The organism is Gordonia neofelifaecis NRRL B-59395 (assembly GCF_000192435.1).
GTDB classification, from domain to species: Bacteria; Actinomycetota; Actinomycetes; order Mycobacteriales; family Mycobacteriaceae; genus Gordonia; species Gordonia neofelifaecis.
This window is the reverse complement of sequence record NZ_AEUD01000001.1, coordinates 332,017-355,952: the sequence shown is the minus strand read 5'-3', so window position 1 is coordinate 355,952 and position 23,936 is coordinate 332,017. Positions and strand designations below refer to the sequence as shown.

At 67.5% G+C, this 23,936-nt stretch carries 25 protein-coding genes; 9 read left to right on the top strand and 16 right to left on the bottom strand.

Going from position 1 to position 23,936, the window contains the following annotated elements:
• Window positions 1–5 precede the first annotated feature (5 nt).
• Together SCNU_RS01835 and SCNU_RS01830 are read right to left on the bottom strand one after the other, a co-directional pair.
• Entirely contained in the window at window positions 6–194 is a 189-nt protein-coding gene (locus SCNU_RS01835; RefSeq protein WP_009677643.1) for a hypothetical protein, read from the bottom strand.
• Between the two features lie 81 nt (window positions 195–275).
• Window positions 276–1,325 carry a lipoate-protein ligase LplAB gene (locus tag SCNU_RS01830; RefSeq protein WP_009677642.1) on the bottom strand — a complete coding sequence of 350 codons (1,050 nt, stop codon included), beginning with the start codon at window positions 1,323–1,325 and terminating at the stop codon, window positions 276–278.
• Between the two features lie 79 nt (window positions 1,326–1,404).
• On the opposite strand from SCNU_RS01830, the gene SCNU_RS01825 reads away from it, so the two are divergent.
• Window positions 1,405–2,025, top strand: a complete 621-nt coding sequence (locus SCNU_RS01825; protein WP_009677641.1) for a TM7S3/TM198-like domain-containing protein — start codon at window positions 1,405–1,407, stop codon at window positions 2,023–2,025.
• Between the two features lie 60 nt (window positions 2,026–2,085).
• Here SCNU_RS01825 and SCNU_RS01820 read toward each other — a convergent pair whose 3' ends face one another.
• The gene (locus SCNU_RS01820) at window positions 2,086–2,295 is read right to left on the bottom strand and encodes a CsbD family protein (RefSeq protein ID WP_009677640.1); all 210 of its coding nucleotides are present in this window, start codon (window positions 2,293–2,295) and stop codon (window positions 2,086–2,088) included.
• A 202-nt stretch (window positions 2,296–2,497) separates the two neighbouring features.
• Between SCNU_RS01820 and SCNU_RS01815 the strand changes: the two genes are divergently transcribed.
• Window positions 2,498–3,205 (top strand): DUF6319 family protein, encoded by a 708-nt coding sequence (locus SCNU_RS01815; RefSeq protein WP_040517326.1) that lies wholly within the window; start codon window positions 2,498–2,500, stop codon window positions 3,203–3,205.
• Between the two features lie 108 nt (window positions 3,206–3,313).
• Here SCNU_RS01815 and SCNU_RS01810 read toward each other — a convergent pair whose 3' ends face one another.
• Entirely contained in the window at window positions 3,314–3,760 is a 447-nt protein-coding gene (locus SCNU_RS01810) for a hypothetical protein (protein WP_009677638.1), read from the bottom strand.
• Window positions 3,761–3,850: 90 nt separating this feature from the next.
• Window positions 3,851–4,234: a TIGR03618 family F420-dependent PPOX class oxidoreductase gene (locus SCNU_RS01805; protein WP_009677637.1), complete on the bottom strand. Its 384-nt coding sequence runs from the start codon at window positions 4,232–4,234 to the stop codon at window positions 3,851–3,853.
• A gap of 197 nt (window positions 4,235–4,431) precedes the next feature.
• Between SCNU_RS01805 and SCNU_RS01800 the strand changes: the two genes are divergently transcribed.
• Window positions 4,432–5,406 (top strand): NYN domain-containing protein, encoded by a 975-nt coding sequence (locus SCNU_RS01800; protein WP_083812523.1) that lies wholly within the window; start codon window positions 4,432–4,434, stop codon window positions 5,404–5,406.
• Window positions 5,407–5,416: 10 nt separating this feature from the next.
• Here SCNU_RS01800 and SCNU_RS01795 read toward each other — a convergent pair whose 3' ends face one another.
• Together SCNU_RS01795 and SCNU_RS01790 are read right to left on the bottom strand one after the other, a co-directional pair.
• Window positions 5,417–7,009 carry a class I adenylate-forming enzyme family protein gene (locus SCNU_RS01795; RefSeq protein WP_009677635.1) on the bottom strand — a complete coding sequence of 531 codons (1,593 nt, stop codon included), beginning with the start codon at window positions 7,007–7,009 and terminating at the stop codon, window positions 5,417–5,419.
• A 101-nt stretch (window positions 7,010–7,110) separates the two neighbouring features.
• A complete protein-coding gene (locus tag SCNU_RS01790) occupies window positions 7,111–8,013 on the bottom strand; it encodes an NADP-dependent oxidoreductase (RefSeq protein WP_040517433.1) in 903 nt (300 codons plus the stop codon).
• A 180-nt stretch (window positions 8,014–8,193) separates the two neighbouring features.
• Here SCNU_RS01790 and SCNU_RS01785 point away from each other — a divergent pair, with 180 nt between their 5' ends.
• Entirely contained in the window at window positions 8,194–11,571 is a 3,378-nt protein-coding gene (locus SCNU_RS01785) for a DEAD/DEAH box helicase (RefSeq protein ID WP_040517324.1), read from the top strand.
• A 161-nt stretch (window positions 11,572–11,732) separates the two neighbouring features.
• On the top strand, window positions 11,733–12,902 hold the full coding sequence (locus tag SCNU_RS01780; protein ID WP_009677632.1) for an MFS transporter: 1,170 nt from the start codon (window positions 11,733–11,735) through the stop codon (window positions 12,900–12,902).
• 3 nt (window positions 12,903–12,905) lie between these two features.
• Here the strand turns inward: SCNU_RS01780 and SCNU_RS01775 are convergent, their stop codons facing one another.
• The 6 genes from SCNU_RS01775 to SCNU_RS01750 all read right to left on the bottom strand — a co-directional run bounded on the left by SCNU_RS01775 (window position 12,906) and on the right by SCNU_RS01750 (window position 17,396).
• Window positions 12,906–13,157 carry a (4Fe-4S)-binding protein gene (locus tag SCNU_RS01775; RefSeq protein WP_009677631.1) on the bottom strand — a complete coding sequence of 84 codons (252 nt, stop codon included), beginning with the start codon at window positions 13,155–13,157 and terminating at the stop codon, window positions 12,906–12,908.
• A 74-nt stretch (window positions 13,158–13,231) separates the two neighbouring features.
• Complete coding sequence (locus SCNU_RS01770; RefSeq protein ID WP_050792735.1) at window positions 13,232–14,491, bottom strand: deoxyguanosinetriphosphate triphosphohydrolase; 1,260 nt, start codon at window positions 14,489–14,491, stop codon at window positions 13,232–13,234.
• Window positions 14,492–14,533: 42 nt separating this feature from the next.
• The gene (locus tag SCNU_RS01765; protein ID WP_009677629.1) at window positions 14,534–15,019 is read right to left on the bottom strand and encodes a cold-shock protein; all 486 of its coding nucleotides are present in this window, start codon (window positions 15,017–15,019) and stop codon (window positions 14,534–14,536) included.
• 158 nt (window positions 15,020–15,177) lie between these two features.
• Window positions 15,178–16,005: a mycofactocin-coupled SDR family oxidoreductase gene (locus tag SCNU_RS01760; protein WP_009677628.1), complete on the bottom strand. Its 828-nt coding sequence runs from the start codon at window positions 16,003–16,005 to the stop codon at window positions 15,178–15,180.
• 163 nt (window positions 16,006–16,168) lie between these two features.
• Window positions 16,169–16,924 (bottom strand): hypothetical protein, encoded by a 756-nt coding sequence (locus SCNU_RS01755; protein ID WP_009677627.1) that lies wholly within the window; start codon window positions 16,922–16,924, stop codon window positions 16,169–16,171.
• Window positions 16,925–17,084: 160 nt separating this feature from the next.
• A complete protein-coding gene (locus tag SCNU_RS01750) occupies window positions 17,085–17,396 on the bottom strand; it encodes a GlsB/YeaQ/YmgE family stress response membrane protein (RefSeq protein WP_009677626.1) in 312 nt (103 codons plus the stop codon).
• A gap of 213 nt (window positions 17,397–17,609) precedes the next feature.
• Between SCNU_RS01750 and SCNU_RS01745 the strand changes: the two genes are divergently transcribed.
• Entirely contained in the window at window positions 17,610–18,509 is a 900-nt protein-coding gene (locus tag SCNU_RS01745) for an alpha/beta fold hydrolase (RefSeq protein WP_040517322.1), read from the top strand.
• 66 nt (window positions 18,510–18,575) lie between these two features.
• Here the strand turns inward: SCNU_RS01745 and SCNU_RS01740 are convergent, their stop codons facing one another.
• A complete protein-coding gene (locus SCNU_RS01740) occupies window positions 18,576–19,982 on the bottom strand; it encodes a WS/DGAT/MGAT family O-acyltransferase (RefSeq protein WP_040517321.1) in 1,407 nt (468 codons plus the stop codon).
• Window positions 19,983–20,189: 207 nt separating this feature from the next.
• Between SCNU_RS01740 and SCNU_RS01735 the strand changes: the two genes are divergently transcribed.
• Window positions 20,190–20,816 carry a pyridoxamine 5'-phosphate oxidase family protein gene (locus tag SCNU_RS01735; RefSeq protein WP_009677623.1) on the top strand — a complete coding sequence of 209 codons (627 nt, stop codon included), beginning with the start codon at window positions 20,190–20,192 and terminating at the stop codon, window positions 20,814–20,816.
• Window positions 20,817–20,842: 26 nt separating this feature from the next.
• Complete coding sequence (locus SCNU_RS01730; protein ID WP_009677622.1) at window positions 20,843–21,514, top strand: phosphoribosyltransferase; 672 nt, start codon at window positions 20,843–20,845, stop codon at window positions 21,512–21,514.
• A gap of 11 nt (window positions 21,515–21,525) precedes the next feature.
• On the opposite strand, the gene SCNU_RS20505 is transcribed toward SCNU_RS01730, so the two are convergent.
• Window positions 21,526–21,681, bottom strand: coding sequence for a hypothetical protein (locus tag SCNU_RS20505; protein WP_009677621.1), 156 nt, complete (start codon window positions 21,679–21,681; stop codon window positions 21,526–21,528).
• Between the two features lie 95 nt (window positions 21,682–21,776).
• Here SCNU_RS20505 and SCNU_RS01725 point away from each other — a divergent pair, with 95 nt between their 5' ends.
• The gene (locus tag SCNU_RS01725; protein WP_009677620.1) at window positions 21,777–22,319 is read left to right on the top strand and encodes a CG0192-related protein; all 543 of its coding nucleotides are present in this window, start codon (window positions 21,777–21,779) and stop codon (window positions 22,317–22,319) included.
• A gap of 17 nt (window positions 22,320–22,336) precedes the next feature.
• On the opposite strand, the gene SCNU_RS01720 is transcribed toward SCNU_RS01725, so the two are convergent.
• Window positions 22,337–23,728, bottom strand: coding sequence for a glycine--tRNA ligase (locus SCNU_RS01720; protein ID WP_040517320.1), 1,392 nt, complete (start codon window positions 23,726–23,728; stop codon window positions 22,337–22,339).
• Window positions 23,729–23,936: the final 208 nt, after the last annotated feature.

Sequence of the window (23,936 nt, the reverse complement as noted above, 5' to 3'; positions counted from 1 at the left end):
CCGTGTCACCTTCCCCGCGTCAACCACTGTTCAAAGCGATCGACCTCTTCCCACGCCTCGCAAGCCGCGCATCGCATCCAGTTGGGGTTGTCGCGATTCTCGGGGAACTCGTCTAGATCACTCGTTGCACAACGTTCGCCATACTCAGCCGTGATGTACTCCTTCACCACTGCGAAGACGTCTGAATCGGGCATAGCTTTCTCCTCTCGTCAGAAGAGATCGAGTATTCGCGGAAGGCACCACCACTGCAACCCCATTAGCCAACAGGCGCCGCCCTACGGAACCCGGTACGTCCACGCCCGGCTGCTGAACTTCTCGTCTACCAGCGTTCGCGCCGCAGACAACTCGTCGTCCGTGTAGCCGGCGACGCGCGTTGGGTACCGCGCACGGAAATGCTGGATGAACGCCTCGATGATGTCGGCGCGCGTCATCCCCGTCTGCGACCGCATCGGGTCGACTCGCTTGCCGGAGCTGGTGATTCCCTTGTCGGAGATCTTTTCCCGACCGATCCGCAGCACCTCGGTCATCTTGTCGGCGTCGATGTCGTACGACATCGTCACGTGATGCAGCACTGCCCCGGCGACGATTCGTTTCTGGGCGGCGCCGCCGATCTTGCCGTGGTCCGAGACGATGTCGTTGATCGGCACGTACCGCGCGTTGATGCCGACGTCGGCCAGCGCGCCCATCACCCACCGATCGAGGAACTCGTACGACTGCTCGAAGGTGAGGCCGTCGACCAACGACGTCGGCACCACCAGTGAATAGGTAATGCAGTTGCCGGGCTCCATGAACATCGCACCGCCGCCGGAGATCCGGCGCACGACGCCGATGCCGTGCCGCGACGCTGCTTCCTCATCGACCTCGTTGCGGACCGACTGGAACGAGCCGATCACGACCAACGGTGAGTCCCAGTCCCAGAAACGCAGGGTCGGCGGACGGACGCCGGAGGCGACCTCACGGAGGATCACCTCGTCGAGCGCGACGTGCATCGCGGGCGGCATGACGACAGGCTCGATCACGTCGAAGGTGTGGTCGTGCCAGCTCGTCGCGTGACCGAGCGCGCGACGGATCGCGATGCCGACCGACTCGGGCGTGAAACCGACCATCGACACGTCGTCGGACAGAGCCGAGGTGATGAGCTCGCCGAGGGCACCGGCATTGAGTGTGGTCGACGCGCCGGTGACGGCGTCGGTGATCACCTCGAGCGCCTCGTCGGGTTCGAGAAAGAAGTCGCCGGACAGCGAGACCTGCGACAGGCTCCCATCTTCGACTTCGACGTCGACCACTACCAACTTGCCGCCGGGGACCTTGTATTCGCCGTGCACGAGGTCCAGGGTATCGGCGCCTCATCCTCCGAAGGCGAAGCCGGCCGATCCCTCGCGATCAGCGCACTATTCTCAATCCATGTCCAGCATCCTGATCGGCTTCATCGCCATCATCATCGGCATTCTGTTCTGCTTCCGTGGCGTAGTGGCGATGCGTGTCGTCATCGCCATCTGGGGCGCGTTCGTCGGCCTCAACCTCGGGGCCGGGATCGTCTCGGCGATCACCGGCGACGGGTACTTCTCGACGGCGCTCGGCTGGATCGTCGGCATCGCCGTCGGCATCCTGTTCGCGCTCCTGGCCTACCTTTACTACGCCGTCGCCGTCACGCTGGCGATGGCGTCGATCGGCTTCGTCCTCGGGACCGCATTGATGGCCGCACTGGGCGTGACCTGGAACTGGGTGATCATCCTCGTCGGCGTGGTCGTCGGCATCCTGCTCGCCATCGCGGCCATCATGCTGAACCTGCCAGCACTCCTGCTGGTCGTGCTGAGCGCCCTCGGCGGCTCCACCGCGATCGTCGGCGGGCTCATGCTCCTCACGTCGACCATCGAGGTCGACGACTTCTCGCAGGCCAGCGTCACCTCGACCATCAGCCACAACTGGTGGTGGTACGCGACGTACATCGTTCTGGTGATCGCCGGCATCGTCGTGCAGGCCCGGGTCATCGGCCGGAGCGACGACCTGCAGCAGCAGTGGTGACTCTCTTCCAGACGACGGCGGCCCGCCCCTGAACAGGGACGGGCCGCCGTTTCCGTCGGGTCAGTGCCCGGTCAGTTTGTCCTTCACGGCATCGACGCCTTCTTTGACCTTCTCGGCGACGTCGGCCACCTTGTCCTTTGCGGCGGCCTTGCCCTGATCGGCCTGCCCCTCGGTGCGGAGTTGATCGTCATCGGTCGCCGCTCCTGCGGCTTCCTTGGCCCGACCCTTGAGGTCTTCGGCCTTGTTCTGTGCGTCCTCGGAAAAGCTCATCGGTCCTCCTGGAGTATCGGATGGATCTGCATCTTCCTTCGCTCTACCGTGCATCATTCGAACGGCGATTTCGACGATACCTGCTCACAGCGGTCGTTGCATCGGGACAGGTCAGACAAGATTTCTCGCACACCTGTGCGATCATGTCGTAGCGCTGTGGCACAGTATTCACAGCAGCTGTTCGACGAGAAAGGCCCGCCCCATGCCCCCGCGTCGCCGCCAGGCATCCGAATCGCTCACCCCCGACGACCTGACGACGCTCGCCGCCGCTCTCGCCGAGGGCAAACGAGCAACGGTGTATCTGCGCGAGGGCACGCCGAGCCTCGGTCTGACACCGGGCGCCTCTGCGCGGGTCCTGTCGATCTCGGGGACGACCGTGACGATCAAGCCCCGCGGAGTCGACGACGAGCTCCCCTACGAGGCCGACGAACTGCGGATCACCAAGAACCCGCCGCCGGCACCGGAGAAGCCGAAGAAGGCGGCGCCGCGGAAGAGTGCTGCTCCGACACCGTCTGGTTCTGGTGCGGCTCCGAAGAGCCCGACCGTCGCGGCGACGCCGACGGTCGCCGATGCCACGCCGGCGAAGAAGCCTGCCGCGGCCAAGCCTGTTCGACGTGCGAGTACCAGAAAGGCGCCGTCGTCGGTCACGGTGACGGTCTTCGGATCCGCCGACAACGAATGGTCCGTCTCCGTGACGCGCGGAGGACGGAAGCCCGCGCGATCACGGACTGTCGCACCGGATTCCGTCGAGTCCGCGATGCGGGAACTCGGGGACGACGCGGCTCTAGACGCGGCGTCGTCGGTGCTGAACGCAGCGCGGGAGGAAGCTCAGCGACGCGTGGAAGAGCTGAGCCGCGAGCTGCAGGCGGCGCGCGAGGCGCTGGCTGCGCTGGAGGGTGCGGCGGAGTAGGTCGGGCGGGGTTCGGCTCGCGAGGGGTACCGGGGGGGTTTCGACTCGCTCCGCTCGCTCAACCAACGGATGGGGCCCGTCGCTCAACCAACGGATGGGGGCGGTCGCTCAACCAACGGGGGCGTTCGCCTTGCGCACCAGCTTGCGGAAATGTTCCTCCGCCTCCGCGGTCATGTCGACGACGGCGAACGAGGTGGCCCAGAACTCGCCGTCGTCGAGGGTCGCGCCGTCGTTGAAACCGATGGTGCCGTAACGGCTGTCGAACTTGGACGCGGGCTGGAAGAAGACGATGACATCGTCGCCGCGCGCGTACGACGGAAAGCCGTACCAGGTCTTGGCGTTCAACTCGGGCGCCTCTTCGGACACGATGACATGCAGTCGTTCGGCGATCGTACGGTCGGTGCCGGTGAGTTCGCCGATCGCGGCAAGGCAAGCGTCGTATTCACGTGCTCGTTTCGCAGCTCCCTTCACGCCCTTGGTCGCCTTGAGTTCGGCGGCACGCTGCTGCATCGCCGCGCGTTCCTGATCTGAGAAACCCGGTCCGGACATCGTCATCTCCTCTTCTCCGTGTCGGACGTCGTGTCCGCAGCTCGAACGTTACGGCCGTGAAAGTCGCTGTGCTTCTCCAAATCTGACCGATTCGCCTCAGCCCATTCCGACTCGCTGCACCTCGGGTTCGATCACGGCGACCACCCGCGCGTCGTCGCGCGGATACGGGACCGGGATGTACTTGCCCGCGACGCGGTCGACGATCTCCCAGGCCTCGTCGCCGTCGATCCACTCGATCACCCGACCGCGCACGACCACCGGCGTGAACGGATCGTCTGCGGTCGCGACGGAGAGCGCGACCCGCGGATCACGATGCAGATTGCGGGACTTCTTGGAGTCGGGGCCGGTGAAGACGACGACGCGGTCGCCTTCGGTGCCGACGAACACCGGGGCGACATGCGGTGCCCCGTCGGCGGAGACGGTGGCGAGGTGAGCGATCGCGGCGCTGTCGAGGACGCGGCGGAGGTCGGAGGTGAGCATGGCAGATCCCTTCGGTCTGGTCTCTGCCTGGGACGGTAGTCCTGATCGGGGCGGTGCACAGCAGGTCTGGTGCGCTCCGCCGCTACGCTCCTACGCTCTCACCAATGCCGCTCCGAGTCCGGTTGCGTATCAACATGATCGGACCGCGAGCCGGCAAAGGACCCGACACCGTGCTCGGTACGTGCGATAGTGACGCCATGCGCCCGACTTGCAGCCTGTACATCGACACCGGATACCTTCTAGCGTCGGCCGCCACGCGCGTCACCGGGACATCACTGCGGAACGGCATCAACGTCGAGTACTCGCGCCTGATCGACACACTCATCGAGACCGCGGAGAAACTGTCGGGACTGCCGACGCTCCGGGTGCACTGGTACGACTCCGCCGACAACGGCGTCCCCAATCCCCTCCAGCAGCGGATCGGCGAACTCGCGAAGGTGAAGCTGCGGCTCGGCCGGTTCGGGGTCAACGGCGAACAGAAGGGCGTCGACCTGCGCATCGGCCTCGACCTCGTCGCACACGCCCGGAACAACACCTCCGACGTCTTCTTCCTGGTGTCCGGCGACGACGACCTCACCGAAGCCGTCGAAGAGGCGCAGGTGCACGGCGTGCAGGTGATCCTGCTGGCGGTGCCGACCGCCGACGGAAAGTCCCACGGCGTCAGTCGTCACCTCATCCGCGCCGCCGACGACCTGCACCGGATCGACGGCCTCGCACTCGACGAATCGATCCTCAAGGTCGAGCGGCAGCCCGCGCCGAAACCGTCGGCGCCGGTGACCGCCAAGCCGGGGCCGCCGAAGCCCGCGCCGCGCACCCCGCTCGACGCCGCGGCCGCTTCCGCCGCCGCACGGGCGACGCCCGCCCCGGCTCCGACCGGCGTCCTGGCGTACAGCTCGACCACCGGCTCCGTCGCCCACGTGCTCCCGGAGTTCGACGATGCCGCGCACGAGCAAGTGATCGACGGCGTGGTCGACCGCGTGCTGTCGGCGTTCCGCAAGAGCGCCACCCCCGAGGAGACCGCCGCCCTCGAGAGCACCCGTCCGTCCATCCCCCGCGACATCGACCGCGCGCTGCTGCTCGACGCCTCCGAGGCGATGGACCGCTACACGGTCGATGAGCGCATCCGTTTCCGGCTGCGTGCGCGCTTCTGGGAGAGGTACGACCTGGGGTGAGCGCCCGCGCTCACCGCTTCCGCATCAGGTGCTTCTGGATCTTGCCGGTGGCGGTCTTCGGGAGGACGTCGACCACGATGCCGCTCTTCGGCGCTTTGAATCCGGGGAGCCGGTCGCGGGCCCAGGACTGGATCTGCTCACCGCTCGCCTCACCGGTCACGACGACGAACGCCGTGACCGCCTCGCCCCAGTGCTCGTCGGGCATTCCGACGACCGCGACCTCGACCACCGCGTCGTGGCCGAGGAGGACCCGCTCGACCTCCACCGACGACACGTTCTCGCCGCCCGACTTGATGATGTCCTTGGCGCGGTCGGTGAACCACACGACGGCCTCGTCGTCGAGGTATCCGATGTCGCCGCCGTGGAACCAACCGTGCGCGAAGGCCGTGGTGTTCGCGTCGCGGTTGTTCCAGTATCCCTCCATGAGTTGCGGTGTGCGATAGACGATCTCACCTTCCGCGTCGATCGGGAGCAATGTTCCGTCGCCGCCCATGATGGCGATGTCGGTCGCCACTGTGGCCGGCCCCCACGAATTGTCCTTGCGGCCCTGGTGCCCCGACCACTGCAGTTCCGACGCGGGCGTGGTCTCCGTCTGCCCGGAGCCGAGGATGATCGCGGCGTTCGGAAAGCGCGCCCGCAGCGCCGAAAGGAGTTCTGCCGGCATCGGCGCCATCGCGTAGAGCCCGGTCACCAGACTGTCGGTGTCACCGTCGTCGAGTCCGGGCTGTTGCAGCAGCGCAGCCCACATCATCGGCAGCATCGTCAGGTGCGTGACGGCCCGCTGAGTGAAGACCGCGGCGAGGGCCGCGGGGTCGAACCCACGCAGCAGCACCACTGTCGCGCCGACGGTCAGCGACGGCAGCAGCAGCGCATCGAGCGCGGTGACGTGGAACAGCGGCAGGACGATCGGCTGGACCGCGGGTTCGGTGTCCGGCCGCAGACCGAGTCCGAGCGCGGAGCCGAGAACGCCGATCTGGACGGCGACATGCGAGGTCACCACGCCCTTGGGGCGCGACGTGGTTCCCGAGGTGTACAGGCAGTGCAGGATGTCGCGGTCGTCGACGATCGTCTCCACCGTCGAGCGGTCCTCGGCGAAGACATCGTCGTAGGCGATCGCCGGGACGCCCGCCACGTCCGACGGCGCGGCGCCCACGACGATCACCTCGCCGACCGTCCCGCCGACCGCCTCAGTGATCGCCGGACCGAGCACACCGAGGAAGACGTCCTCGGTGATCACCGCGCGGACTCCGCTGTCGGCGAGTTGGTAGGCGACGTCCGACGGCGAGAGCAGGAGGTTGAGCGGCATAGCGACGACGCCGATCTTGGCCAGGGCGAAGAACGACACGACGAACTGCCAGCTGTTCTGCAGTTGCAGGGCGATCGCGTCGCCCCGCCCGTAGCCGCGATCGAGGATTCCGCGGGCGAGCGCGTTCGCCCGAGCCTCCAACTCGGCGTAGGAGACCTCGACGTCGCCGTCGACCAGCGCGATCCGCGCGCCGTAGTGGGCGGCGCTGCGCGTCAGCAGATCGCCGATGCACACCCGGTGCGTGAGGTTGACGGTGAGCGGATCGATACCCGACAGGTCGGGACGCATTCCGGACATCAAGGAACTCCTTGCGCTGCGTGACTCATGGAAGTGAGCCGACCGTAACGCAGAAAACAAGCGTGCGTGACTGTTTCTGGCAGAAGCAGTCACGCGACTCTCTACGGAACCAGGACGATCTTGCCGCGGATCCCGCCGGCCTCGAACACCGTGTGGGCCTCTGCCACCTCGGTGAGCGGGAACCGCCACGACACCGGCACGGTCAGCGTTCCCGCGGCGACCCCGTCCGACAACTCCTGGAGCTGGTCGCCGTTCTCCTGCACGAACCAGCGCTTCGGCTCCACACCGCGCGCGGGCGCCGGGTACTCGCCGTCGTAGATCATCGTGAGCTTGCCGCCGTCGACGACCAGATCGCGAGCGGCGTCGCCGATGCCCGCGGTGTCGACGACCGCGTCGAACGACGCGCCTGGCAGCTCATCAGTCGACGTGACGACCTCGGTCGCGCCGAGCGCCAGCAGGTCTTCGCGATCAGCGTCGCGTGCCACCGCCACCGTGCTGATGCCCGCGGCGACCAGCAGCTGCACGACGATGCGTCCGACCGCACCCCGCGCACCGATCACGGCGACGGTGTCGTCGGCATCGAGGGCGAGATCGTCCACCAGCTGCCTCGCGGTGAGGCCGCCGAGTGGGATGGCGGCGGCGTCGACGAGGTCGACCCCCGCAGGCGCTCCGGCGAACAACGACTGATCGGCGACCACCTGCTCGGCATAGGTCCCAGCACCCCGCATCGGCTGGCACACCATGCCGATCACGGCGTCGCCGACCGAGAACCGATCCACTCCCTCACCGACCGCCGTCACGATGCCCGCGACGTCCCAGCCGAGAGTCGCCGGAAACGCGATCTCGAACGGAAGGAAGCCCGACCTCGTCTTGACGTCCACCGGGTTCACCGCCGAGGCCGCGACCCGAACCAGGATCTCGCCGTCGCCCGGCGTGGGCACTTCCACGTCGCTGACCTGGAACTCTTCCGGTGAACCGGTGCGATGGATGAGCGCTGCTTTCATGAGGGAGCCTTTCGAATCGGTCGACGGTGCCTCCGCCGCACCGCTGATCGCAGCGGTGGGGCGTGAGAGGTCTCCGAGGAGGAACGCCCGGTCGTGCACGTCTGGTTCCGAGTCCGCCCGAGAAGTGATCGGAGCCACGGCGACGACGGCCCGTCCCCGCGCGCGACTACTCTGGGTCTGATGACCGCACCCGACTGGACCGCCGTACAGGTCGACGCCGTTCTCGGCGCCTTCGACACGCGGACTGTGCAGCGCGCTCGGTCGTATGCCGAGAACGGGATGATCGTCGAGATCAGCTGGTCGGACGGTGTGCTCACGGGTGTCTCCCTGGGTTCCGGCACGCAGCGGTATCGCTGCAAGGTCAGGGTCGACTGGAGTCGACCGAAACCGCACGTCGCCGCGAGCTGCACGTGCCCGGTCGCGATTCGCTGCAAGCACTGCGCGGCGCTGATCATGGCTGCGACCCGCGACAGCCTCGAGAGGTCGGACCGGCCGCAGACGTCGACGAGCGCCTCGCCGCTGCCCCTGTCCCGCTGGCGCACACTGGTCGACGAGGTCGCCAAGTCCTCCGACGACGGCCAGACCGTCCCCGACGGACCGGAGCTTCCCCTGGCGCTGCAGTTCACCGTTCACCGCGACTATCGCACCGCCGACACCGTGCGGATCCGCCCGCTGACCGCGAACGAACAGGGCCGCTGGGTCAAGACGCGTCTCACGTGGAAGACGCTGTTGTCGGGCCAGCTCGCCGACCGGCATCCGCCGAGGGCAGTGGACGCTCTCACGCGGCTGGCCTCTGCCCTCGCGATCAGCAGGCAGGGACCGTCGATCAATGACGAGATGTCGCTGATGTACGCCCCGCCCGGGATCTGGAAGCTGCTCGACGACGTCCGCGACGCCGGGGTGGCGTTCGTGAACGGCAAGTCGTCGAAGAGCAGCACCGTCGTCTTCGGCGATCACGTCTCGACCCGATTGCATGTGACCGCCCACAGCGCCGGTGTGCACGTGTCGCTGGAGACGCTGGTCGACGGCGAGCCGGTGCCCGCGTCCGCCGAGCGCTACCGGTATCCGCTCGGCCGTCCGCGCGCACACGGCATCGCCCAGGAACTCGACGACGTCCTCTACCTCAGCCCGACACCCCGGCTCACCGCAACCGAGTCGATGTTGCTGGTCAGCGGCGTTCCGCTGGAGGTGGCCGACGAGGAGCTCACCGAGTTCCGCGCCGCGCTCCCGACGCTGCAGGCCGAGCGGCCGGTAGTCGTCGATCCCGACGCCTTCCCCGCCGCAGACCTCACGGGGCCGTTCCCGATCCTGCGGATCGACACGGGTGATCGGGCCACCGCGACCTGGTCCACCGGATACGAGGCCGACGGGGAGATCCACGAGTTCCCGGCGCAGGGGTCGTCGGAGGGCCGTTTTCGCAACGCCGCGGCCGAGCGCGCCATGTGGGAGAGCATCCGGCCGGAGCTGGAGGTGGTCGCCCGCGGCAGCCACCGGTGGGTCGGCGCCGCGGCCGATCTGCTCGAGAAGCGACTGCAGAGGTATCGCTCCGACTACCGGCGGTTCAACCGCATGTACGCCGTGCTCCGACAGCTCCGCGGAGGCTGCACGGTGACCGCCGCGTTCGACTCGATCCCCGAGTACCGCACCATGCCGGTACCGCTGACGCAGCTCGAAGTGGCGATCCTCTGCTCGGAGGTCGTGCCGAAGCTCATTGCCGACGGCCGCGTCCGCGTCGAGGTCGTCGGCTCGCCCCCGGACTACCGGCCCGCCGAGGCACCCCCGGTCCTGAGTTTCGCGGGCGACGCCCGCAGCGACTGGTTCGACCTCCACGTCGCGCTCGACGTCGACGGCCACAAGATCCCGATCACCACCATCATCTCGGCCCTGGCGTCCGGTGAGACGCACATGCTGCTCGACGACGGCACGTACTTCTCCCTCGAGATCGAGGCCCTCCAAACGCTGCGCGAGCGTCTCGAGGAAGCCCGCGAGATGGGCGAGATCGACGGCGACCGGGTCTCGGCGCACACCCTCAACGCGTCGCTGTGGGACGAGTTGCTGGAACTCGGCGTGGTCGACGACCAGCTCAAGGACTGGCGCGACCGCATCGCGCGGCTGGCGGCGGCCAAGCCACCGCGTTCCGTCACACCGCCCGTCGGACTGGACGCGACGCTGCGGCCGTACCAGCAGGACGGCCTCGACTGGCTGACCTTCCTCTGGGACAACGGGCTCGGCGGCGTCCTCGCCGACGACATGGGCCTGGGCAAGACGGTGCAGACGCTCGCGCTGATCCAGCAGGTCGTCGACGACCGGCCGGACGCCCGGTTCCTCGTCGTCGCCCCGACCAGCGTGATCGCCAACTGGGCCGCCGAGATCCACCGCTTCGTCCCCGGCCTGGAGATGGTCACCGTCCCCGCGACGGAGAAACGCATCGGCACACCACTGACCGAGCGGGTGGTGAACGCCCGGATCGTAGTCACGTCGTACGCGCTGCTCCGGATCGACTACGACGCCTTCGCGGACGTCGACTGGACCGGCGCGATCTTCGACGAGGCGCAGTTCCTGAAGAACCACAACTCGAAGACCTACCAGGCCGCGCGCCGGCTCGACGCACCGTTCAAGCTCGCCATCACCGGTACGCCGATGGAGAACCGGGTGATGGAGCTGTGGTCGCTGGTCTCGGTGGTCGCACCGGGTCTGTACAGCTCGCCGAAACTGTTCAAGGAACATTTCGCGGACGCGATCGAGAGCGGTCAGGCGCCGGAGCGGCTGGAGATCCTGCGCCGCCGCCTGCGTCCGATCATGTTGCGCCGCACCAAGGATCAAGTGCTCGTCGATCTGCCCGAGAAGCAGGAGCAACTGCTGCCAATCGAGCTGGAGCCGAAGCATCGGAAGGTGTACGACACCTATCTGGCCCGCGACCGTCAGCAGCTCCTCGGGCTACTCGAGAACTTCGACGGCAACCGCATCCAGGTGCTGCGTGCCCTGACGAGGCTGCGGCAGCTGAGCCTGCATCCGGTTCTGGTCGACGGCGAGCACGCGAACGTGAACTCCGCCAAGATCGAGTACCTCTCCGAGCAGTTGCCGATGCTCATCGACGAGGGTCACAGCGCCCTGGTGTTCAGCAGCTTCACCGGGTTCCTGAAACTGATCGCCGGCCGACTCGACGCCGAGGACATCCCCTACAGCTACCTCGACGGTTCCACCGCGATCACCAAGCGGGCCAAGCAGATCGAACAGTTCACCGACGGTCGTACCCGAGTGTTCCTGATCAGTTTGAAGGCCGGCGGTTTCGGCCTCAACCTGACGGCCGCGGACTACTGCTTCATGACCGACCCCTGGTGGAATCCGGCCGCCGAGGCCCAGGCGGTCGACCGCGCCCATCGCATCGGCCAGCACCGCGCCGTCACGGTGTACCGGATGGTCTCCACCGGGACGATCGAGGAGAAGGTGATCGACCTGCAGACCCGCAAACGCGAGCTGTTCGACGCGCTCCTCGACGAGGGCGGCGCCTTCTCCGGCGCGATCACCGCCGACGACGTGCGCGGGCTGCTGAGCTGAGGCGCGTCGTCGTATTTGAATCCCCGATTCGGGCAGATTTCGCCTGTCAGGCCAAGTACACCCCCGAATCGGGGATTCATTTACCGCTGACGCGGTCCCTACGATCGGATGACACACTGTAAGCGACCGCTTACCGCAGACGACGAGGACGCCACCGCTCAATGCCCCACACCGCCGATCGCCGCAACCTCGCGACCGTCCTCGCACTGCTCTTCACCACCGGGTGGGCGACCAACCACTTCGTCGCGATGATGCCGGTTCTCCACGACCGCAACGGGATCAGCGACGCTGCGCTCGAAGGCGCGTTCGGGATCTATGCGGTGGGCCTGCTTCCTGGACTGCTGACCGGCGGCGGGATCTCCGACCGTGTCGGCCGGAAGCCGATCGTGCTCGCGGGCGCGACCGGCGCGGCGCTCGGCAACCTGTTGATGCTGGTGTGGCACACCGAGCCCGGTGTCTTCGTCGGCCGGTTCGCCGTCGGACTCGGCGTGGGACTCGCGGTCAGCGCGGGCACCGCGTGGAGCGCCGACCTCGGCGGCAGGCGCGGAACCGTCCTGGCCGGCGCGAGTCTCACCTGCGGCTTCGCCATCGGCCCGCTGATCTCCGGGCTCATCGCCCAGTTCACCGCGGGTGCCGCGCTGTTCGCACCGTTCGCGGTCACGGTCGTCGGGTCGCTGCTCGCGGTCGTCGCCGGATTCGCGGTGCCCAACTCGCGACGTGCGACGGTCACCGACCAGGTCGTCGAGGAATCCTGCGGCGCACCGGTGGCGCGCAGCCTGTCGCGCGCCCTGGCGACGAGCCTGCCGATGTCGCTCTGGGTGTTCGCCTCGGTGACCGCATCGGTGGTGATCATGGCCGGGCGGATGTCGAGCTTCAGTGGTCCGTGGGTGCCGGGCGTCGCCGCAGTCCTGGCGCTCGGCTCCGGGTTCGTCGTCCAGGTCGTGGCCCGTCGCGCGACGTGGGGCCCGCGCGCCGGAGTCAGCGGGGCGATGCTGTCGGCGACCGGATTCGCGGTGGTCGCGGCGTCGGGATCCGACCCCAGCCCCGTCGCCTTCCTCGTCGCATCTGTGCTGCTCGGCGGTGGATACGGACTGTGCCTGCGCGAAGGGCTGCTGGACGTCGAGACGTTCGCGCCGACCGAGAAACTGGGTCTCGCCACCGGAATCTTCTACGTCGGGACGTACCTCGGCTTCGGACTGCCGGTACTGCTGCGGGTGATCGCCCCGGCCGTCGGGATCAACGCACCGATGATCGTGCTCGCCGCGCTGGCCGTCGCGTGCGCGGGGATTCGGGCGATTCAGCTGCGACGGGGTGTGCTGGACGGTCGGTGACCGTCAGTCCGTCGGCGCCACCCGCGCACGACCATCGGCGGTGCGATAGCCGAGCGCGTAACTCGGGCAACGGTCGATGACGCGGACGAGGTCCTCGGCCGTCGCAGCGTCCGCGTCGATCCACGGTCGTCGCTGGGGGTCGAACACCTGCGGCAGACCGCGAACGCATTCGCGCGCATGCCTGCACCGCCCGGGCTCCCACGTCACTACGACGCCGTCTGTCGGATACTCCTTGATCGGGTCCTGATCGCTCATCGCTGACTCCTCCGGGCTGACGTACGTCCATCCTGCCGCGTCGGGAGTCGGTGGGCACGGGAACGGCGACGGCACTACCCCAGGTGCGCCTGGACCTCGGCGCTCGACTTGTCGAGACGTTCGAGGCGTCCCTCGGTCATCGAGGCGATCTGGTCGACGATCACGCGCATGCGGGCGTTGTCGGTGTCGGCGACGTTCCAGTCGGCCGCGAAGATCGGGTCGAGGCCGCCCGGCGCGGTGACCAGCAGCATCTCGGCGACGCGGTGGACGCGTTCGCGCTGGCGGTCCTGCTTCGCGCGGTGTCGTGGGTCGGAGAAGATGAAGCGCAGCGCGAGCGTTTTCAGCACGGCGACCTCGGCGGCGACGTCGGCCGGAACAGAGAGGTCGGCGTCGTACCTGCGCAGCGGTCGGGTGCCCTCGGCGCGACGCGTCTGCGTGATCGCGGCCGAGGCGAATCGGCCGATCAGCTCGCTGGTCAACCGCTTGAGACGGACGTAGGCGTCGAGGGAGCCGTCGAACTCGCCGAGCGACGCGAAGATCTCCATCTCCGAGAGCCGCTGTGCCGCGTCGACCAGCGGGGCGGGGGTGAGGCCGTCGAAGTAGTGCATGCCGAGTTCGGCCAGCTCCTGCTGGTCGTCGCGAGAACTCAACTGGCGCAGGTCGATTCGTCCGCCGATCACGCCGTCCTCGAGATCGTGGACCGAGTAGGCGACGTCGTCGGACCAGTCCATCACCTGCGCTTCGAGGCACCGTCGACCGTCGGGTGCACCGTCGCGGACCCACGCGAGTGCGGGCTCGTCCTCGACGTACGCGCCGTACTTGGTGCCCGGCGCCTTGCGCGACCACGGATACTTGAGCGTCGCATCCAGTGCGGCGCGGGTGAGATTGAGCCCGGCGCTGCCCCCGTCCGGACTGACGATCTTCGGTTCTAGCGCGGTGAGGATGCGCAGATTCTGCGCGTTGCCCTCGAAGCCGCCGTGATCGCGCGCCACTTCCTCGAGCGCGCGTTCCCCGTTGTGTCCGTAGGGCGGATGCCCGATGTCGTGCGCCAGCCCGGCCAGCTCCACGAGGTCGGGATCGCAGCCCAGACCGATCGCGATACCGCGGCCGATCTGACCGACCTCGAGCGAATGCGTCAGACGCGTTCGCGGGTTGTCGCCCTCACGCGGGCCGACGACCTGCGTCTTGTCCGCAAGCCGCCGCAATGCCGCACTGTGCAGCACGCGGGCGCGGTCGCGGGCGAAGTCGCTGCGATGATCGGTCGCGGGGTTCGCTCCTGCCGCGATCTTCGGTGCCTCGACGACCATCCGTTCGAGGTCGTGGGCGTCGTACATCGCGACGGGCGGTCCGCCCGCCGACCGATCGGCGTCAGGCAATTAGTCCGACCAGCCGCGCTGCGAAGCGAGGTCGAGCACGCTGGAGCGGATCGCGACGATCTGACGCGCGGTCAGATCGGGCGACGCGTCGAGCAGCAGCTCGGTGATCTCGTTGAACAGCCGGCCGCCGCGGGGCGCCGAGCGACGCGGCCCGCGGTCGTCGCGTCCGCCGCGACGGTCGTCGCGTCGGTCGCCGCGGTCGTGCCGGTCGCCGAAGCGTCCGCCACGCTCTTCGCGGCGCTGCGCGCGCTCGGCGGCAGGCGACTCGCCTTCCGGAGCCTCCTTGGTGACCTTGACGTTCAGTGCCTTCGCGCCGCGATCAGTGCTCTCGACGTCGAACTCGACCTCCGCGCCCGGGCGCAGCAGGCTCTCGTCGATGCCCACGTCGTTGATGTGCAGGAACACGTCGTCGCCGCCCTCCGCGGGCGCCAGGAATCCGAATCCCCGGTTGGTGTCGAAGTGCACGACCTTACCGTTGACAGCCACCACAAACTCTCTCTCTTCAGCTGCGCCCACATCGCGAACCCCTTGTCCGCGCGACGCACCCGTCTACAACTATGCCTCATTTCGGCCCGTCGACCGAGCTGAAATGCCTGGTAGTGATCGGAATTTCAGTACCCGATCGCTACTGGCGAGTCAGTTCGCTACTGCCTGGACGCCGTCGTGCCGAGATTCACCTCGACGACCGTGCCGGTGACGACGCCCGGATCGTCGATCAGATACATCACCGCGCGGGTGACGTCCTCGGGTGCGAGCCACGGAACGCCCAGCGGGCTCCAGCCGGCGAACACCTGCGCCAGGTCGTCTTCGGTCGGATGCTCGACGGTCGGGCAGAATCGCTTCATCGTCGCCGGATTGAGGACCATCGGAGTGCCGACCGACGACGGGCAGACGACGTTGGCGGTGATCCCGTACGCACCGACCTCCAGCGCCAGCGACTTGATGAACCCGATGATCCCCCACTTGCTCGCCGCGTAGTGGCTCAGGTGCATCATGCCGCCGCGGCCCGCGCCCGACGAGATGCCGATGAGCCGGCCGAACCGATGCTCCTTCATCAGAGTCAGCACCGCCTGCGCACAGTTGAACGTGCCGGTCAGATTGGTGTCGATCATGTCGGCCCACTGCTGGTGCGTCATCGACTCCACCGGCTCGAACGAGCAGACGCCCGCGTTCGCAACCAGGATGTCGAGGCGGCCGCGCTCGTCTCGGATGCGCGAGACCAGGGTGTTCACTGAAGTCCGGTCTCGGACGTCGACCTGCGCCGCGGTCACCGAGCCACCCGCGGCTTTGATCTCGCGGGCGGTCTCGGCGAGATCGTTGGGACTGCTGAGCGAGTAGGACACGCTGTCGATCGGCGCTCCGATGTCGGTGACGACCACGTGTGCTCCCGCTTCGGCGAGGGCGAGCGCATGTGATCGACCCTGACCACGCGCTGCGCCGGTCACCCAAGCCACCTTGCCAGTCAGATCCATGACCCGCCTCCTCGACTCGACCCCGGGATTCCATTGTCCCGCTCAGCCCGGCGGCGCGGTATCGAACGGGGCATTGACCCAATCGTCCCCGTGAGCGATGCTCGCGGACGATATGTCCATGGGCGCCGCTCACGGGGACGGTGCGGTCAGCTCTCCGCGTCGGCTACTTCACCGTGGCGATGCCGAGTGACGGGAAGTAATAGCAGGTCACCGGCGAATCCGCCTTGTCGCCCGGCTTCTGCATGGTGCCGTAGATCGCCGAGAAGACGGTGCCCGATCCGGTCTTCACGATGGCTCCACGAGCCCCGTTCAGCGGGATCTGGCCGACGGTCGCCTTGAGCGCGGACATCGCGATCGACTTCACGACGCCGCTCACGCCCGCGGCGGTCAAGCTCGCCGAGACCCCGTCGAGGATCGAGTCCGCGAGTCCGGCCATCGGTTCGCCGAAGCCGCCCTGCAACGTGTTGACGTTGAACCAGGCGACGCGCATCCCGGACTTGTCCTTCGTCTCCGGGAACTTGCTCACGGGGACGAATCCGTACAGGACCTCACCCTTCTTGATGACGTTGATGTCCTTGTCCTTGATCCCGTACTTCTTGTTCAGATCACCGAGGAGCGGGGTGGTCGACCCGGGCATCGCCCCGCCGACCGCCGACGGCAGCGTGAGGTCGGTGCACAAGCCCTTCGTCGGAGTGAACGGGGTGATGCCGAGCTTCTTGAGGGTGGCGTTGGCCGCTTCGATCGAGTCGATGACCGACGCCGCATCGGTGGGCTGTGCGGCCAGATCGTCGAGCGCCGCCTTGGCCGCGACCGATTCGCCGGCGGCATCGGCGTGCGCGGCGGGTGCGACCGCCGCGCCTCCGAGCAGCGCAGCGGATGCGGCGATCGCCGCGAGAGTGAAACGAAATCTGGTGTTCAATGTGGCCTCCCGAGCTGAAGTGGCTGATGTTTCGAATGAGTATGTGTCGTCATTCACCCGAACGCCCTACCTCGAGACCGAGTCGAGACCCGTGGGAGAAACCGCAGACGGCGGCAGTTCCAGCCGACTGGCCGGAGCCGCCGCCGTCGTGCGCACCCGGTCAGGCGCCGGTGGAGTCGCCCCGGATCTTCCCCACAATCCAGAGCAGGATCACCGAGCCGAGCACAGCTGTCAGCAAGGTGAACCACCATCCGCCGGACGCCGTGTCGAGAAAGAAGCTGAGCAGGAATCCGCCGATCAACGCGCCGGCGATGCCGACGACGATGTTCATCAAGACTCCCGAACCGCCGCCGTTGACGATCTTTCCGGCGATCCAGCCTGCGATCGCTCCGATGAACAGGTAACTGATCCAACCGACGTTCGTGGCGACCGACGAACGCGCCAGAATCTCTGCTGCCGCCAAGGTGTCCATGCCTCTCACTCCCCTTTCCTGGGCGTGCGACCGACACTACGAGACACCGTGATTCATCTGATCGGATGACGCAAAGCGTTATCTGGATGTCACCGAAGCGCTCGTTCACGCCACGAGGCGACATCGGACAACAACGTGTGTCGACTCCATGGCATAGTGCTTGAAAGTGAAACGTGTTCTAGTCACCGGAGGTCCGGGACGAAAGGGTCAACAATGAGTTCTGCTCGACGAGATCCGCGGCTGTCCGTGCGAATTCGACTGCCCGAAGTCGACATTCCCGAGGGCCGGGTGGTCGAGCTGCCGGGCCGTGGTTCGACGTACGTCACCGACACCGCAGGCCCGACGCCCGACGCGCCGCCGATCGTCCTGCTCCACGCGTTGACGACCACCGGTCTGCTGACCTGGTTCCCGAGCATCCCCGAACTCTCGAAGAAGTTCCGGGTGATCACCCTCGATCTGCGCTGGCACGGCAGGGGCATCAAGTCCGACGAGTTCAGCCTCCGCGACTGCGCCGACGACGCCGTCGCCCTCCTCGACGTCCTCGGCATCGAGAAGGCGATGTTCGCCGGCTTCTCGATGGGATCGTTGATCGCCCAGCGCGTCTGGCGACAGCATCCGGAGCGCGTCGGCGGCCTGGTGCTGTGCGCGTCGACCGACGTCTTTCAGCGAACGGCGACCGAGCGCGCCTTCCACAACGGCATGAGCAGCATCGCCGCCCGCGTGCCCGGTTACGGATCGCCGAGGCGCGCGGGCCGCGTCCAGTCCGCCCAGGTCGACCCCGCGGTGGACATCAATCGGTGGGCCCTCAACGAGTTCCGCTCGACGTCGCCGATCGCGGTGGGCAAGGCCGTCGGCGCGATCGGCAAGCATCACACGCGCCCGTGGATCAACCAGATCGACGTGCCGACCGCGGTCGTGGTGCCCCTGCGGGACAAGGCGATTCCCCCGGCCCGGCAGATCGCCATGGCCCAGCGGATCCCGGGTGCGACGATGCACGAGGTGGATGCCGGGCACTCTTGCTGCGTGATGGACGCCGACAAGTTCGTGCCGGTGTTCAGCCACGCGTGCAACGTGGTGCTCGCGCGCTGGCGCGAGCGCACAGTGCCGAACTGACAGCTGCACATGGGCGACGGCCGGCCGCGATTCGCGGCCGGCCGTCGCCCGTCTGTGATGCGCGGACTACTCGTCGACGACCTCGGCCTTGAGTCGCGCCAGCTCGGCCGGGAAGTGCGCCACCAGCTTCTCCGGGCTGCGCATGCTCTCCTCGGACGCGATGATGCCGACGTGCACCACACCGTTGTTGGAGAGCACGGTGATGTTGATACCCGCGCCGTGGAAGACCGGTCCCAGGGGATACATCCCGTCGATGCGGGCACCCATGAAGTAGAGCGGGATCGGCGGGCCCGGGACGTTTGAGATCACCAGGTTGTGCACGACGGGATGCTTCTCGGCGAGCCGGAGTCCGGCGTACGCCCGCACGGCGAGCCCGAACGTCCGGGGCGCGGCGAACTCGGCCCAGTCCTGCAGCGTGTCGGCGGAGATCGCGTTGTGGTGATCCTTGGCGTGCTTGTTCGCCTCGGTCATCGCCGCGAGCCGCTCTAGCGGATCCTCGATGTCCGTGCCGAGGTGCGTGAACAGCGCCGACACCTTGTTGGCGCCGTCGTCGCGCTTCGACTCGCCGCGGACCGACACCGGAACCGTGGCGAGCAGCGACGACTCCGGAAGCTCGTCCCGCTCCAGCAGATAGTCGCGGAGAGCGCCGCCCGCGATGCTCAGCACGATGTCGTTGACGGTCGCGCCGGTGGCGCGGCGGACGGCCTTGATGTCCTCGAGGTCCATGTCCGCGACGGCGATGGTGCGGTGCCCGGTGATGGTGCCGTTGAACGAAGTCCGCGGCGCGGTCAGCGGCGGCGCCATCGCGGTGCCGCGCCGAGCACGGCTGATGGTCTCGGTGATGAGCCCCAGCGACGGACTCAGCATCTTGGGAATCGACAGCGGTCGCGCCAGGGTGCTCACGACCCCGCGGCCGAAGAGCTCGAGCGACCCCGGCGACGAACCGTCCATGGCGATCTCGTCGGTCGCGAGCGGCGGAGCGTCCGGCTCCAGGCTGCAGAGATACGAGATCAGATTCGCTCCGGAGGCACCGTCGACGGTGGCGTGGTGCATCTTGGTGAAGACGACCAGCTTCTCCCTGCCGTCCTCCCCGCGATAGCCCTCGATGACGTTCATCTCCCAGAGGGGGCGCCCCCGGTCCATGGGCAGTCCGGCCAGGTGGCCGCACATCTCCATGAGTTCGGCGTGCCCGGCCGGCGAGGGCAGCGCCATCCGGTGGAGGTGATGGTCGATGGCGAAGTGCTCGTCCTTCACCCAGACGGGGTGCCCGAGATCGAGCGGAACGCGGCGGATCTTCCGGGTGAACTGCGGAACCTTCCGCACGCGCTCGTCGAGCGTCGACCGGAAGGTGGCGAACGAGTACCCGCCCGGAACCGTGTCCTGATCCAGGACCATCACGGAACAGACATGCATCAGTTGCTCGGGTGTCTCAAGGTAAAGGAAGCTGGCATCCAGGCCGCTCAATCGCTCCATGAGCATGGAGGATAGCGCGGGATTAGAACCTGTTCTAATTACTGCACAGTAGTGTAGTTGCCCACCCGACTCGGACAGATCCGCCACCGGACGAATCGGTCAGCGCCCCTTGAGTATTGGATGCCGGACGCAGACGATATGCGATCTGCATCACGGCCCTCCGTCCTTCCCGGAAACACCTTCGCCACGCGACACTACTCTGACCTCGTGGGACATCGTTACCAGCACCTCGTCTTCGGCGACGCGTCGGCCACGCGGCGCGGCGCATACCCTGCCGGCCTCGACACCCCCGACGAGGGGCCGCAGCAGGTGACCGATCGCGAGCGTCGCATGCTCACCGACGCATTCGCGTTCCACATGGCGACCGTCACGCCGTCGGGATGGCCGTACGTCCAGTACCGCAGCGGACCGCGAGGATTCGTCCACCACCTCGGCGACAACACCTTCGGCTTCGCCGACTTCCGCGGCAACCAGCAGTTCGTGTCGGTCGGGAATCTGGAGGCCGACGACCGGGTCGCACTCTTCATCGCCGACTATCCGCTCCGATCTCGGCTGAAGGTCTTCGGCCGTGCGACGGTGATCGAGGGCGACGCCGACCCCGAACTGCTCGAGCGATTGAGCGTGGTCGACGACGGCCGGATCACGGCGCGGTGCGAACGCAGCATCGTGATCGAGGTCGAGGCCTTCGACTGGAACTGTTCGCGCAGCGTGGTGCCGCAGTACACCGCCGAGCAGGTCCGCGAACGCGTGCAGCCGTACATCGACCAGATCCACGGCCTGCAGGACCGCGTCGCCGACCTGGAACGACAACTCGCCTCGCGCGACCAGACCTGACGGTCGGCCCGTCGACACGGTCTAACGTGGAGACCGTGATAGCGCGAGTGTTCCCGGCTCGCCGCTACCGGGACCGCGAGCATGCGGGCGAGGTCCTGGCCGAGGCGTTGACCGACTTTCGCAGCGACGACGACGTGCTCGTTCTGGCGCTGCCGCGCGGCGGCGTCGAGGTCGCGGCGCCGGTCGCCGAGCGCCTCGACGCGCCGCTCGACGTCTGCCTGGTGCACAAACTCGGCGTGCCCTGGGAGCCCGAACTGGCGGTGGGCGCGATCGCGGTCGACGACTCCGTGGTCGTCAACGACGACGTCGTCCGCGCGACCGGCACCACCGAGGACGACCTGACCACGGCGATCGACTCGGCTCGCATCGAGCTGCGACGCCGCGATCGGCTCTATCGCCACGGGCGTCCGCAGCCGTCGGTGACCGGCCGACGCGTCGTGATCGTCGACGACGGCGTCGCCACCGGCACCACGGTGACCGTCGCGATCCGATCACTGCGCAGCCGCGGCGCGGAACGCGTCGTCGTCGCGGTTCCGGTCGGACCGGCCGACGTCGGCACTATGTTCCCGGGCGCCGACTCCGTCGTCTGCCCGTACACCCCGGACCGCTTCAGCGGCGTCGGCAGCGCGTACTACGACTTCCGGCAGCTCACCGACGAGCGCGTCGTCGACGTATTGTCGCGATTGCCACCCGAGTGACGGGACTCTCGCTAACGAGCGCGCTGGCGGTACCACCACACGCCGAGGATGATGAGCCAGATCGGCAGCACCACCGCCAGCATGACCCACTCCCGCTGACCGACCATCATGCCCGACGCGATGATCATCAGCACGGCGCTGAGCATCATGACGATCCTCGGATTCACGTTCCGGTCCTTTCGACGGGGTTACCCGAGACAGTAGACATGCCCGATCGGCCGTGGCGCAGGCGCACCGCCACCGGGCCGATTAATCTCATCGCATGGCACTGCTTCATCAGGCGACGATCTCGCCGACCAAACTCGAACTCGTCACCGACTACCTCGACAGCGTGCCATGGGGCGGCACCGGCGAGGTCGAGCTGATCGGCGGGTACCGGTTCGACGATCCGGCGGGCGAGGTCGGAGTCGAGGCGCTGCTCGCCTCGCGCGACGGTCGTACCCTGCACATCCCGCTCACCTACCGGGGCACGCCGCTGGCCGGCGCCGACGAGTACCTCATCTCGACGATGGCTCACTCGGTGCTCGGCGACCGGTGGATCTACGACGCGGCCGCCGATCCGGTGGCCGTCGACTGCTTTGTGCGCGCGATGCGCGGCGAGCAGCCACAGGCCGAGCTGGAAGTCCGGAAGGCGGACGGCACCGTCGTCCCGCTCGACTCCCCCGTCCGACTCCAGGTGCACGGGACCCCGGGCGAGACCGCGGCACTCGCGCTCAGCGACGACCTGGCGTCACCGGTGTCGGGAAGCGCCTGGCTGGTCGCGGAGTGGGACGGCGGTCATGGCGTGGTCGCCGCCCTGCGGTAGTCCCCGATGAACGACGTTCAGGCGCCGATCAGTTTGCCGCCGAGGTACTCGACGACCTTGTCGAGGGCGACCCGCTCCTGGCTCATGGTGTCGCGCTCGCGGATGGTCACCGCCTGGTCGTCGAGGGTGTCGAAGTCGACGGTGACGCAGAACGGCGTGCCGATCTCGTCCTGACGCCGGTACCGCTTGCCGATGCCCTGCGCGTCGTCGAACTCGATGTTCCAGTGCTTGCGGAGTTCGGCCGCGAGGTCGCGGGCCTTGGGCGAGAGCTTCTCGTTCCGCGAGAGCGGAAGCACCGCGGCCTTGACCGGCGCGAGACGACGGTCGAGCTTGAGCATCGTTCGGGTGTCGGTGCCGCCCTTCGCGTTCGGCACCTCCTCCTCGGTGTAGGCGTCGCAGAGGAAGGCCATCATCGAGCGGCCGAGGCCCGCTGCGGGCTCGATCACGAACGGCGTGAAGCGCTCACCCGACGCCTGGTCGAAGAACGACAGGTCCTCGCCGGAGGCCTTGCTGTGCGTCGACAGGTCGTAGTCGGTGCGGTTCGCGACACCCTCGAGCTCACCCCACGGATTGCCGCCGAAGCCGAACTTGTACTCGACGTCGACGGTGCTCTTGGAGTAGTGGGAGAGCTTCTCCTTGGGGTGCTCGTACAGGCGCAGGTTCTCCGGATCGATGCCGAGGTCGACGTACCAGTTGTGGCGCGCGTCGATCCAGTACTTGTGCCACTCCTCGTCCTCACCGGGCTTGACGAAGAACTCCATCTCCATCTGCTCGAACTCACGGGTGCGGAAGATGAAGTTGCCCGGCGTGATCTCGTTGCGGAAGCTCTTGCCGATCTGGGCGATGCCGAACGGCGGCTTGCGACGCGCGGTGGTCATCACGTTCTTGAAGTTCACGAAGATGCCCTGGGCGGTCTCCGGGCGCAGGTAGTGCAGACCCTCCTGGTCGTCGACCGGGCCGAGGAACGTCTTGAGCAGACCGGAGAACGCCTTCGGCTCGGTCCACTGGCCCTTGGTGCCGCACTCGGGGCACGCGATCTCCGACATCGGGACCGTGTCCGGGTCGTCGATGCCCTTCTTCAGCGCGTAGGCCTCCTGCAGATGGTCCTGACGCTGACGCTTGTGGCAGTTGGTGCATTCGACCAGCGGGTCGGTGAAGACCTCGACGTGACCGGAGGCCTCCCACACGCGACGAGGCAGGATCACCGACGAGTCCAGGCCCACCACGTCGTCGCGCGAGGTCACCATCGTGCGCCACCACTGACGCTTGATGTTGTCCTTCAGCTCGACGCCCAGGGGACCGTAGTCCCAGGCGGAGCGGGTTCCGCCGTAAATCTCACCGCAGGGGTACACCAGGCCACGCCGCTTGGCGAGGTTGACGACGGCATCGACTTTGGACTGCACAGCCACGGTTTTCTGATCTCCACGACGTAGGTGTTCACGGACAACTGTCAGAGCGCGCGACGGTGGTCGCGCACGTCGTCATACAGCGTAGTCGGTTGGCGGCCGCCGGTGTCCTTCGGCTCGACGGCTCTGCCGGGCACCGGCGAGTCCGGTGTCGTCCGATCGTCTGAGTCGCCGGAAATGTCGTAGGTGCGACGTAGCTTGACGGCACTCG